Genomic DNA, 14,029 nt, shown 5'->3' on the forward strand with positions numbered 1-14,029 from the left:
AAATAATTTACGTTCTACCGAGCGATTATCTAACGGAACGGCAAAAATATCTTTAATACCTTTTTCCTCTAATTTTGTTATAGCTAATTCAATGTAACTGAATGTTCAAATGTGGAATAAATTTGCACTTATTTCACCTTATTTCCTTTCACTATCATAAAACCTGATGGTTGATAATTTTTCTTCAAGTAATTCTTTTGTTCTTGTTCGAATAATTTGTTGTTTTCTACTGCGTTTGTAAAAGCATCATAAATTGTAAAAAAATAAAAAGTTGGCAAATATAAAAGCCATTGTGCATTTAATACGCTTGTGGATTTCGAAATATTCCCTAAGAGCAAATAATGAAATGCTTCAAGAAAATGTGAATAAAAAACAATGATTACGGTCATCACGAGATTGAAGAAACCAAGGACGAATCTATTGATATATAATTGTCCCACACTGGGTATTGTAAGTGAGCATAAAAAAGCGAGTAAAGGGTTCTTTTTATCAAGGTAATTGATTTCTAGTGCACCAATACTAAATGTACTAAATGGAGCGTTTTCTCTTTCAGCAAGAAGACAAATTTTATTTAAATCTACCGTTGAGCGATAACTGTCCCAGATAGCAAAAATATAAACAGGAATATATAAATGCATCATCTTTACATCTAGAACTGCTTTTGCTGATTCAATATCCCCCATAAACGAATAAACCATAGCTAAATTTAAATGTGTTATTTGATTAATAAATAGTTCCCATAAAAACAAGAGCATTCCTCGAATATATTTGGATAAAAGCAAGTGCCCGAATCCAGGGAAAGCCACAGACCAAAAAGCAACAATGTAAGGACTTTTTAAATGTAGTTGTGTAGTCCCGAAGATACTTACATGAGCTTTGTAACGTCGATTTTTATTAGTGTTTGTGAAATTATCCAATGTCTCACCCTTATCTGCACTTTCAAAACATTATTCCCAAATTATTGATACCTTAACACACGTATTGAACTGCACTGCTAATTAGTAAAAAAAGAATGTTTATATAGAGTGTTAATATTCGTCGTTTAAGAACATAAATCATAAAAAAAACCCGCGCTAGGCGCGGATCTCATTAGGTATAGCACCATATCGAGTAATGTCAAGCTTCTTTCACGGCATGCGCTTCATCCCCCCGTTAATCGGTTCCTTCTTCGTTATTGTTATGGCCTTGGTCGTGAGGCACCTTAACAGTTGCCGTTGCAATAGCTTTATTCCCCGCTACATCTGTAGCCGTATACGTTATGGTATATACCCGTCCCGAACCATTACCTGTTCTTTCAGCGCGAAGCTTAAAGGACGTATCCAACATGCCATAGTACGCATCTTGAATATCGTCTGACTCTACCTTCTCGTTGCTTGTAATAGAAGTCAGCACAATGGTGTCGATTTGGGATAAATCATCTAATGCGTAAACATTAGCGGTAACTGTAACTAGCTTTTTATTCGCAGGCCATAAAGTGGACTTATCCAATGAGATATTTAGCGTTGGTGCTGCCTTATCGACCTTCAGTGATATCGATTTTACAGCTTCTTCATTTCCAGCTTGATCGATACTCTTGTATTCAAGAGAATGGACGCCGTAAACGGACCATGTAACCGGCTGAGAATAAGTAGACCAGCTAGAGCCGTCGATTCGATATACCGTTTGGGTGACTGATGTGTTATCAGTTGCCGCAAGCGTTACCATCGGATTCGAGATATACCAGCCGTTCTTTCCGTCAATTGGACTTGTAGCAGCGGTAGTAACCGGTGCCTGTGTGTCTAATTTAATGATAGTTGACTTTACTTTACCAGGAGTTCCTTCCTCATCAACTTTGCGGTATTCAACAGTATGAGTACCATCCGTATTAACATTAATCGCCGAACTGTATGTTATCCAAGCCCCTTGATTAATACGGTATTCGATCTTGTTTTCTTCGGGTATTTCGTTCGCAGCTTCGATGGTAACGTTAACCGGATGCGTATACCACCCGTTTTGTCCATCAGGTTGCTCAGGTATCACTTTTGCCTCAAGCTCCGCGATGACAGGTTGAACATTAAATGTGGCAGTGGCAATCGCGTCGGCATTTTGGCCACCGACAGTTACTTGATACGTTCCCGGAACTTCTTGGCTGGTCTTATAAGTAAACTGAAAAGCTCCACCTGGACCACTCCTACTTTGGTTCAAATAATCCAATTGATTCAAAGGGCTTCTTACTTGAACGCTAACGATCTGCCCTTCCTCTGAACCTAAATGGCCTGAAATCGTTGCGATTCGGGTGATGTTATCAAACGATGCGCTTACTGTTAAAGATGAAGCCATCGCGAGCGGAGCCATCGTACCGAAGCACAATAGGAGCGATAGTATGATTATTGACCATCTTTTCAATCGTATTCCTCCTAATATAGGGTTCTTTGAGCGCAGCTCAAAGTCTCTCTGCTTTGGGACTAATGATCGTGTTGGAAATCGGCGTATGATCGGACATTTTTTTAAGCGCAAACGCCTTCACTTTGTATTCGGCGACATCCTTTGGCACATTCACAACCGCCTTGATTTGTTTATCCCCTTTGCCAGGAACCGTTTGAGTGACAAAGGAATATTTTACCTTCCGGTCTTGTTGGTCATAAAGTGCGATTACGAATACACCGCTTTGAGCGACTTCGGAGTTGTTATGAACGGTCGCAGTCACCATTGTATCCTGTGAACCGATTAAGCCTGAAAGTTCGTTTCCGCTCAAATCGCTAAAGATCAACCCTGAAAAAGCAAACAGTCCGCTGCCCCAATCTTGAACATAGGTTATTGAATACGTATTTGTTGAATCAATACCGTACTCATCAACAGCATAAATGACGATTTCGTTAGGACCTTCCTGCAAGCTTAACGGTACGTTAAAGGGGGCATTTGCCAACTTATTAGCTTTATCTAGCACCGTATTTCCGTTTATTTTTACCGTCACACTCGAGTTTCGGCTCACGCTAGCCGATAAGTTAAAGGAGGCGGCGTTTACAATTGCAGGTATTTCACTTGAAGGTGTAATGACAACCGCAGATTTGTTGTAAGTTACCGTGATTGTTTTGGTATTAATCACATCGCCAAGAGTATCACTCTTCGCAGAGACTGTGATCGTGTTTATTCCTTCGACAAGCTGAATTTGATGCTCAAATTCCGATCCAGCTTCTGTATGTACGGCGTTGATAACAGCTGTTCCATTATTTGCAACCGTCAATTTAGCACTATCAATCATTTTTCCTTTTACGGAATAAATAGGAATGTTTACTGTTTCGCTAACTGGATTGCTTACGGTAAATCCTGCAGATCGGTTAAAACTCACATTAGAAAATGTGGCAGCCGTTAAATAATCAGAGTTGCTTGTCGCTTTACCTGCATCAACAGCCATACCGACATAGACTTGATCTGGCAAATTAACATTTGCAGAGTCGACCAGCGCCCAGCTATTTTTGTCCGTAGAAACAAATCCGGAAACAACATTTTCATTTCTTACGATTTTCAACCAGAAAGGCGCTTTAAGTGTGCTTGATGTTACACCATTTGTGCTGTAGCTTCCACCCGCTGTGCTCCGGTTCATAAAGAGAGCTTTTCTTCCGCTCGTATCGATGGTTTCGTTCGGTTCCGGTGTTAATACGATAGCTGAAGCGGGAGAATCGGCTGCAAGGCTGTTGCGAATCATCAATCCGGCTTTAGCGGTATCATCAATCTCAGAATCAAAGTTTACATAGGCGAGCATCTCAAAGTTCCCTTGAACTGGCTGGTACACATAGTGGAATGAATCCGTGCCACTTCTCATCTCTCCGGATCCTTTTACCGTATAAGTCGTTCCTTCCAAACTAGCGCTGCCAGCAATCGCTACTTGGCCAATATCTTGTGATATCAAAGGGGCTGTGTTGTTAGGCCCGTTCACATAAATAATGCTTACGGCGGACAAAGTCATATATCCTGCGTTGTCTATCGCCTTTGTGTAAATATAATGCTCGCCCTCCGGCGCATTTTCCCAAGTGAAAGAATACGGTGCCGAATTGTCCTCACCAAGCTCTTGATCACTGGAATAAAACTTAACCTTAGCAATTCCCTCCTTATCCGCTGCTTCAGCAGCGATTGTGATGGGAGTTCCAACTTGAAACGATGTTTGGTGATTAGGACTCGATGTCGTAATAGTTGGATTTTCAGAAACCAAAACAACCAGAGAATTTATATAATTTTCCAAGTTCGTGTAACCGTTGCTTGCGATCGCTGCTCGGTCCGTACCAACACTCGGATTGAGGCCATTTTCTGTCTCCCAAGAATCCGCGATTCCGTCGTGATCGTTGTCCTGAGGTGCAGGTGCGGAATTTAATTCGGGCAATCCTCCGTCGCTCTGGATCGAATTGGTAATTCTCCCGGAACCATTTCTGACATCATTCATAATCCTAGCATCCAAAGAATCTCTTTTAGGCAAAGAGGCGCCTGCACTCTGCAGCACTTTCTCATAGGAGACTTGCGCCGTATCCGTAGTAACGGAACCGCCGATAGGGTCCGATGCGTCTGGAATAACCATAGGCTCATACTTGCGAACTAAAGGTCCTTCAGGACTGATTGCTTTCCATGACCCATTGCTGTTTGTAACCCAGTTATCTGCAGAAACATCAGGTGATCCTTCCATATAGTTACCTTCGATATACCAAGTGCCGCTGAATATTGCGCTGGACGGCGCGACAATCCGGTTTTTCACGTTACCAAATGTACTCGGACCTGGCTTATAGTAGTTGTTGATCATATTGATACCCGTTGCCTGCTCGCCGCCGTACGCTGAGTTTGCACCCCAGTTATAAACAACGTTATTGCGATAGTCGATTTTGGTCGGGTAATTGTCCGGATCTGTTTGTCGGTCAAAACGAGGGTTTCTGCTGTTATGATTGGCGATCAGATTATGGTGATAGGTCGCATTCGTTCCACCCCATATCCCCCCGTAACCGTGCGCTCCTTTGCCGTGAATCGACTGATTCAGACTGTCACTAATGATGCTCCACTGGACTGTAAAGTTTTTACGATTTTTCACCGTGAACGTCTCGTCCGAGCTCCAACTGAATGAGCAGTGATCAACAATAATATTGTTTCCCGAAATATCAGCCGTATCGCTTAACACGTTAATACCATTTCTAAAACGAATATATCGGATAATAAGATCTGTTCCTACGTCGTTATTTCCGAACTTGACCATATACCCGCTAACAGCAATACCATCACCGGGCGCAGTTTGCCCTGCTATTGTCAAGTTCCCGGAAGTAATATCCAGTCCCCTCTTCAGGTTAATCGTACCGGATACTCTAAACACTACCGTCCGATTTCCCGTGCTCACGGCATCTCTTAAAGAACCCGGAATAGCGGCTTCACCCTTTGAAGGGTCATAATCCTGTAGGCTCGTTACTTCATAAACCTGGCCCCCACGGCCACCTTTTGCATACATAGCGGCTCCTTCAGCCCCCGGAAAAGCCGGAACTCTTGTTGTGGCAGTCGGATCAATTTTGATTGTTAATGTTTTTACAGAGCTCGCATTGCCTGCTTTGTCGACAAAACGATAGTCGATCATGTTCGTACCTGTTTGGCCGACCTCGAATTCAGCCGTATAGGCACCCCAATTTCCGCCATTTATCCTATACTGAACCCGATTGTCCTCTGGAAGCGCCCCGTCCACTTCCATATAAACCATCACCGGTTTGGTATAAGCCCCATTTTGCCCGTCTGGCAACGCCGGAGAAACAGCAGGAGTAAGTTTTGGGAACAGCATTGGAATAATGACCGACTTACTCGGATCCCATCCGTCAAACATGCGCGGAATTGTTAACGCACTTGCCTCTTCAGCGGTCATTTGTGTTCCCATGACCCGCGTATCCGGATTTGCACCCGGACCGGTACTGTTATATTCTCCGTAGAAGAAAGGCGGAACTTGCATTGTCGTCCATCCTTCATGGTGTATATGACTATCCATCCAGGTATTGATGTAACGCGTTGACGGCTTATCCTGCCATGGCCTGCCCAAATAATGAAGACCATTGGTAGTACTGTCTTTCAGGAGCCTTGAATTGATAAACACAAGGCCAGGATCAGTTTCATTTTTTGTTGCAGCCGCCGTAACATAACCGCCTGAGTCCGATGCATTTAAGCTGACTGCATCAACATGATCGAATACGGCTGCACTTGCCGGACCATAAATAAAGTCTGTGCGGCCCATAATCACACTGTTGCGATAATACTGTCGGCCGAGTCGCGGACTGGCCGTTCGGATACCCGCGTACAACGTATCTTGATAGCCGACAAGCTTCACATTCTCAAACACGGCTTGGTCTGCGTTAACTGACAAGGCTAGAGCCTGACCGTCGCTTGGCTTGGAGTCATTTTCAATCGTCAGATTAGCTGCAGTAAAATAATCTCCACTTACAGCTACGGTTGCGCCATTTACAGCTTGGTTAGGCATATCAGTGTTTGAAAGGTCGTAAACGATTTTCGTATCATCCCGTCCAGCACCCACAAGGCTTACATAAGGAGCGGTTACGATAGATCTTTCTCGATATGTACCCTTTTTCAAATAAATGACCGTACGGACATTATTGTTAGCAGGAATGGTTGCGAGAGCATTAGTCACGTTTGTGAAATCGCCGCTTCCATCCTGTGCTACAGTAACAACCCTAGCAGGTGTGACAATAAGCTCATCTGTATGTTGGCTTTCACCGCTAGAATTTACAGCGGAGACGACATAATAGTACTGCTTCCCATTTGTAACCGTAGTATCCTTGTAAGTCGTTGAAGTCAGACCACTGCCAACGGCCGTATACGGTCCGCCACTTGTATCACCTCTTTTTAAAGAATAAGAAGCTGCTCCAGGAACTGCCGTCCATGATAATTCTACGCTTCCGTCATTTGCTGTGGCCGAGAAATCAACAGGAACCGCAGGAGCCCCCGAAATCGGGGTATAAGGAGCAGCTTTAGCCTGATTCGATATCATGCTCTCCATTGTTGAGCCGACAGCTGTCACCACGTAGTAGTAAAAAGTTCCATTCAAAGCCGATGTATCCGTATATGATATATCCGAAATATTGCTTGTGATCGTTTCATATGGTCCGCCGTTTATTGCGCTTCGTTTCACCTTGTACATTACGGCACCCGATACTGAATTCCAGGATAAAGTCACCAGATTATCGCCCGAAATTGCTGTCAATCCTGTCGGATTCGTGAGTACAGATGTTGACTGCGCCGTAGTCGTCATCGTTGAAGCTTCAGCATTCATAGTTAGCGGAAATACGCTTAATCCTAGCAAAAGACACATCCCTATGCTTAGGGCTTTCTTCATGTGTTAACCTCCTTAGAGTTTTCGTAAGAAAACTTTCTTCACCGCAAAGCGCCATTAGCTACTCAATAATCGATTCCTCGGATAGAGGCTTCATTCCGTCCAAACTGTCCCAAATAAACGCTTTTACATGATAGCCGTTCATTTGTGCAGGCAGCAGAAATCCAGTGCTCAACGTTTTTGTTTCTCCAGGGGCAAATTCTTCAATAAGTGTCGAATAATCAACCATTTTCATGTTCGCATCAAACAACACAACAAACAGCGTAATTGGCTTTGCATTCGGTGTTGTATTTGTTATTTGCTTCTGTGCAATCATATCCGTTGATGATACTAACGTAGTCATTTCAGTTTCGTTTAAATTGTAAAAATTCGGCTTTCCTGCCCAGAACGTGTAATCGATCGAAAAGCTTTTCATACTCGCGTTACCTGCAGCGTCAATTGCGGAAATCTCAATTTGGTTCATTCCTTCTGACAACTGCACGGGATAAGAGAATGGAACGTTACTTGTTGTGTACACGGAATCTGCAACCGATACGCCGTTGTTCTTGATCGTTACTTTTGATTCCTCATCTACAGTTCCTTGTACGTTGTAAAGAAAGTCTTTCACGGAAGTTGGTGGTACAGTCATATGAAGTACGGGTGCAACTGGATCAAAATGAACAACGCCAGAGATTTTATCCGAGTAATTGCTGCCAGCTCTTCTTGCTATTAATTCAATGTTATTTACGCCAGGAGTTAACTCGACATCCACAAAAAATTGATTTTGCTCAATCATGCTGTCATAGACAAGAGTTTGATTGTTATAGACAGCCAAGGTTACACTTGTTTCATCTAAGGAACCCTTCAATGTGTACTTGGATTTATTCGTCCAAGGTACGAATGAATCCGCTTTCAATCCAGTCGGAACCCGCTCAGCCATGACGAAGTACCCAGCGTTTTTGCCTGCATTATAATCGGTTACGTTATTGAGGCCCATTGTAACCGTCGCTCCAGAGTCAATATCTTTTTGATAGATTTTGAACGTATAGGAAAGCGCCGTGTCGGCCAATTGTATGCTATCACCTGTATCCGCCCAACCCGAGTCTGATGAAAGCCATCCAGGCGGTGTTTCCCTTTGATCCATTGCCACATAAATCGAAGCCTTATCCCGTACCGGAAAGGTAGCAATCTGCATGCCAGTAGTACTTCCTGTATATTTCATTGTGTCTGCATGCGTTTTGATCCAGTCCATGCTGCTATACTTCTCTGGAAGAATGGATATCTTGAGTGCAGACGTTCTGTCTGCAAATGGTTCGTCACCAACCTGTAAACCAGAATTGATTGACCATCTATTCGCATTATAATTGTTGTATGCTGTAACGGTTCCGATCACGTTGGTGTCGGGAGTTTCGATCGGCGTAACCGCATAGGGGGTGGCAGTAAATTCTGCAATTTCACCCTCATAATCTATTTTTGCTGTTTCATCCCTGGTAATTACGGCAACGCCTACTATGTACGTCTTGCCATTCGTTAAAGCAACAGCCGTATTGGTCACAGGGTCCCAAACTTTGCTGGCCGAAGGAGACGCATATGGCGGAATAGATGTAGGAATAGATGTGTATGTGGCTGTAGTATACCAAAGATCTTCCGCTTTCTCCTTTATTTTAATACTATACTTGGAAGCCCAGGCATCCGGTTCTATCCACAACGCGATCGATTTATCTCGCCCAACCCAATAAGCGATTTTAGGCTTTGCTGGTTGATAATTCGGAGGCGTATGCGTAACTTTTATGCTGCGGACATAAAGCTCGCCATTGCCCGCTGGAGTGCCGATCGATATCTTTTTCACATCAATGGCATCGTTTATATTTTTTCTAGCAGAGATAAGCGTACCGTCAAACCACATGTTAAATCTCTTCGTCAGTGTATTAAGTTCAACTTTTATTGTGTGCCATTTGTTCAATTGATAAGGTGTTTTGAGATCGACTGGCGCTGTATCAGGCCAATAAACCACACCTTTCGAAGAATCCAAGCCCGCAATAACTAGCGATTTGGTGCCTGCGGCATTCGTGAGGTAAATAATCTGGTCCTTGGCTTTGGAAGTACCAGGCTGCATAAAAGTTATCTCTGCTGTAACTGTACCGGTTTTTGTCTCGCTGAAGGTTTTATTGATCATAAACTGGCTGGTACCTGCACCGCTTACAGTAAGATGCAGCGCGTTTTGTTTAGTTACTGGATCAACCTCAACTACTGCGCTGCTCGTGGCACCTGATGGAATCGTGGAATAATCAAAACCAAGCTGGGAGGCCGACTGTCCCTCAACCGCACTTGAAAAATCTTTGTCCAGCAAAGTGGTTGGTTCGACAATTGAATCTGCGGCAGCTGCAGGAGCAGGTTGCCCCAGCATTTCGACTCCTAGCAGAACATTAAACAACAACGCGAAGCATAGTATTCGTTGAATTTGAATACGCAAATTTATACACCTCCAGATGCAATATAGTGAGTTTTTTGCCTAACCTTCCAATGATCTAATAGAAAATTCAATGATCCCCCCCTTCCCAATATAGTTTTTGATAACGCTTGCATTTACTTGTGAATCTTTGGTTCACATATCCGATATCTCGATGCTTTCACTAAAATGTATAATATAATAAGTGCAGCATCATAGGGCAAAGGTTCCATGATTATAGGTTGTTTAATCCATCTGTTTTTTAAAATAGAACAAAACCGGTATTTCTTAGATTATGAAATACCGGCTTTTACCGTTCTTGTCCATTTAGGCTCGAATAACCTTTAAAATCTTGCTTAAACCTCATCTGTAACGATCACGACAGGTCCATATAGACCGCCGGTGGGGAACCATTCCTGCCAACCAAGCTCATCCTCTTTTCGGTCTCGGCTCCAATAGGTTACGTCAGGATTTCCTCCCACCAGACTTGTTGGCTTGCCGATTTCGTAGTGTGTGCCGAGCGTGTTAGTCACCCGGATCCGAAGCCGATGCTTGCCTTCGGGCAATTTGGGCAGCGTGAACCGATACGGTCTCCAAAGCCTCACTCCTAAAGGCATACCGTCTACCCACACTTCCGCGGTCCCCCTGACGTGCCCCAATTCAAGTTCGGCACCAACGTGAGATGAAGTCTCAAAAACAGTTTCGTACTCCACCGCGCCACTATGATGGGGCAAACAAAGAGAGGTCCGCCAATCGCCTAACGAACCTAGTACCGGTATCGTCTCGAAGCGAATTGGCGCAAGAAGAACAGCCGCTTCCGTAATCGGTCCACAAGGTGTTATTCTTACGGCCGCTAAGGCTCCAGCTAGCTGTGGCTCAAACTCCACATTGCCGCCATTTGCTGCGACTTCTGAGCCATTAACCCAAACGCGCATCTCCCCTGCACTTTCGATACGCATTCTCTTCGCTCCTACGGGCAGCGGAAAGCGCAGCCAAACGGGTCTTCCATTGCAGGTGGGATCAGCAGAGAAAGAGAGCGGCTTCGGCTCAGGAACAGATTCAGGCATAAGCCAGCCCACCATCGAAAGCGGATGCGGCCTAGCGGAAATCCATAACGACTCCGTTTCCGCAAATTGGAGAACGGAGAAATGATGGATACCCGGAGCATTCCCTTGTTCATCGGACCAATTTTCACAAGTAGAGAAAGTAACGGATTCACCATTCTGCAGTTCAATGACTCCGTCTACAAACACTTCGCCTTTCCCTTCGGGTAAAGCAACCCTGACTTCATTCATGCCGTATTGCCATAGAGCCGTAACATCTATTTCTTCCTGGCCTTGTCGGATATAAGGGTTGAAATCCCCATGTTCTGTCACATTGACACCGTTCACATAAAGTATGGCTCTCCCGCGAGCGGCAAATACGATTCGAACCCGCTGGAATGGGTGATCGACTCTGCTTTCAATTTGTTTCTTCAAGCTGGATTGCAAATTAGGATGCTGGGTAAATAGCCATTTCGGAAGTGGCAAACGCGCGATCATATTCACTTCAATGCCTGCCCTTATGACCCCGTTTCCGATAGCTTGAGCCCTCAATAGCAGTTCATTGCTCCCTTCTTGCAACTCGATCCATGCCGTTTGCTCTTCGGGTCCCCCGCTCCATGCAATCTCCTTGCCATTGATACGTCCAGTGATGTTGGAGTTACTTTCCGACCGGATCCAGTAGCGTCCACCCGAAGGAGCGATCACAAATGTTTTTGCCCAAACGAACTCTCTTTTTTTCAATTCACCAAGATTGAGAAATCGACGAGGAACACGACCCATCCGGCCCGCCCAAGAACGCATGGTAAGATCTCCAAACACGTTGCTATACACTTTTTGAACAGCATGCAATTCGCCGAACTCTTCTCCATGGCAAACATGCCAATAAGCGGATTCGCTCCACAATCTCGTTAGCCAATTGGATTCATCCAAACCGGGTTTATGCCAGCCAGCCTTCTCTCCCTCCGTCTCTTCCCTCTCTAAGCGCACACGCATCATGCGACGTTCGATCGGTAGAAAGCCGTTATGTTCGCCATGCAAATCAAAGTCCCCATACCGGTTGTCCAAAGTGGGCTCCACTCGGATGCGCCAATCGCTGGATGCCAACTCCAGCCTTTTCCCACTCGCTTCCAATTGACCGATTTGGGCTGGAAAGGGACGAATTGGGAAGTCTTCATGATTATTTTCCAATGTCGCAATGGTTGCATTCGGCTCAGCGCATAGAATCAACGCAGCAGGCCAGGATGTGAATGGAACTTGCAATTCAATCCATTCGCCTTCGCGTTTATACGGAATCGGCTCCATAGATCCGTTGACCGGATCCCAAATCTGAGGCTCACGATCTGTTCTTAATCGGTAAACAGCAGAACCCGGTAAAACGGTATCCGGACACGCAGGTTGATGCGTGCTTAACAAAGCTCCGTTCTCTGGAAGCAGCAAGAAGATGTCGGCATCCTCGATTTTGCGATGCAAGGATTCACCTGGTCCCTCCACTCTTTTCGGAATACGGGATTCCACGAGTGCTACAGCATCCTCTGCTGTATCGACATATACAGCCCCAGCCAAATCCTGCTCATCTTCCGGTACATCGATAGCAATTACAAAACCGCCTTCTTTCAACCAAGCTTCGGTTCGTGTGCGTGCTTCCTCATCCATAACGGTTGTTCCGCACAAAAGTAAAACGGAAAACCTCTCATCCGCGATTTTAAGTTTGCCCTTTTCTGACGTTGCTTTTTGCAAAGCACTATCGTCTGCAATATCGAAATCTAGCTGCGCTTTCCTTAATGCACCAGGCTGCTTGTGATCTTTCCGGCTCCAACTGCCTGTTATTTTCCTATATACGTTTTGGATATGGGCTACTTGCTCGTTCGGCTCACGATTCGATACCCCCATCGGATGTTCATTTGTTTTCCCATCCGCCAAAGATAAATATCCGCATACGGCATAAGACGGGTAATGGACAGCAACGTCGCAAACGTGCGTACCCTCACTCAATAAATAACAAACACGGCTAATCGTGTCGGCAAAGACCGGATAATGCTCGAAATAAGGCTGGCGCCATCCCGTATCGGGCGGAGCCCACTCCCACCAACCGCCACGGGTGCTATAGTAAACGGCATGGGGACTATATAGGGTTGTTCCCGCTTGAAACCAGGGGATCAACCAATGCATCGTTTCCTCCAATGTCCCGCCCCAACCACTGGAATGGAATGCTTCTAAGAACACGCGCGAACCGCCGTGTAAATGCGCCATGGACGAATGTGGCTTAATCTCGCCATCCATGTCGCTTCCCGATGCGTTATACCATCGATGTGTCCGAAAATAATCCAAATAAAGCCGCTGCGCCCCGTTAGGATCCGCTCTTCTCGCTGGTCCGGCCTGATCGCAGCAAATGAGCATTCCGCGCTGTCGGTGCCATTCACCGAGTGGAATAAAGAACGATTGTTCCGCAAGCTCAGCAGCAAGTCGATATACACGGCGACGTACTTGTTCGGAGCCAGGAAGCGGATCGTACAAGGCGGGTAGAAGTGGCGTTAGCTCCTCCTTAAACCTTTCTTTATAACGAGCTGTCAATTCAGGTGTCCACAGAGGAAGCGGTGGAAGTTCGTCCTGGAAGCTTCCAGCAATCGTCTTGCCGAGATCATGAGGGAAGCGGCGTTCCATTTCACCGTGAATCCGGTCAATCAATTGTCCCGTTGCCTTAGGGTCGAGCCAATTGAAGCCCTGACGTACCGCAGCATACACATAATCGTTTGTTTCATAAAGGACTTCCGAGGACTTTGGCAACTCCTCTCCATGCATGAACCGGCGTAATTGATACCCGGCCATTTCCGGATTCTCTGTAACAATACGAGACGGCATGTTGGAGCCGGAAAAGCCAATTTGGTCATAAAACCAAAGATACATGCCTAATCGCTCCGCTTCACGCAAAGCAACTTCAAACATGCACCACCAATCTTCGCTTACAAACACGGGAAGATCGCTCACGGAACCGTACTGCGGTCCTGTAGGGGCCAAATTAATAATGCCGATGTTGCGCAGCCCTCCGTCGCGAAACTTTTTCATTTGCCAGCGAATACGTTCCGCCGTTACCTCTTCAGCACTCCACCACCAAAAGGGGACCGGTCCGAAACGCGGATCCGCTTGAGCAAATTTTTTTTGCAATTGGAATAAGTTCATTTACTCCTCTTCCTTTCCAACTTCGAGAAAAAACTCCAGTCCTCA

The 14,029-nt window shown here is 45.2% G+C and carries 5 protein-coding genes; all 5 read right to left on the minus strand.

The window, feature by feature from the left end; all coding sequences use genetic code 11:
- Positions 1-128: 128 nt before the first annotated feature.
- The 5 genes from AC58UU_RS13355 to AC58UU_RS13375 all read right to left on the minus strand — a co-directional run bounded on the left by AC58UU_RS13355 (position 129) and on the right by AC58UU_RS13375 (position 13,984).
- Positions 129-917 carry a hypothetical protein gene (locus tag AC58UU_RS13355; RefSeq protein ID WP_497316322.1) on the minus strand — a complete coding sequence of 263 codons (789 nt, stop codon included), beginning with the start codon at positions 915-917 and terminating at the stop codon, positions 129-131.
- A 235-nt stretch (positions 918-1,152) separates the two neighbouring features.
- The gene (locus AC58UU_RS13360; RefSeq protein ID WP_497316324.1) at positions 1,153-2,385 is read right to left on the minus strand and encodes an OmpL47-type beta-barrel domain-containing protein; all 1,233 of its coding nucleotides are present in this window, start codon (positions 2,383-2,385) and stop codon (positions 1,153-1,155) included.
- Between the two features lie 37 nt (positions 2,386-2,422).
- Positions 2,423-7,339, minus strand: coding sequence for a pectinesterase family protein (locus tag AC58UU_RS13365; protein WP_497316326.1), 4,917 nt, complete (start codon positions 7,337-7,339; stop codon positions 2,423-2,425).
- 58 nt (positions 7,340-7,397) lie between these two features.
- On the minus strand, positions 7,398-9,788 hold the full coding sequence (locus tag AC58UU_RS13370; RefSeq protein WP_497316328.1) for a hypothetical protein: 2,391 nt from the start codon (positions 9,786-9,788) through the stop codon (positions 7,398-7,400).
- A 332-nt stretch (positions 9,789-10,120) separates the two neighbouring features.
- Positions 10,121-13,984, minus strand: a complete 3,864-nt coding sequence (locus AC58UU_RS13375; protein WP_497316330.1) for a glycosyl hydrolase family 2 protein — start codon at positions 13,982-13,984, stop codon at positions 10,121-10,123.
- Positions 13,985-14,029: the final 45 nt, after the last annotated feature.

This window comes from Paenibacillus sp. JT22N1 (assembly GCF_059692155.1).

Excerpts from the sequence above, each read along its gene's own strand:
- AC58UU_RS13365 (WP_497316326.1), bottom strand. The coding sequence starts at position 7,339 with ATGAAGAAAGCCCTAAGCATAGGGATGTGTCTTTTGCTAGGATTAAGC.
- AC58UU_RS13375 (WP_497316330.1), bottom strand. The coding sequence starts at position 13,984 with ATGAACTTATTCCAATTGCAAAAAAAATTTGCTCAAGCGGATCCGCGT.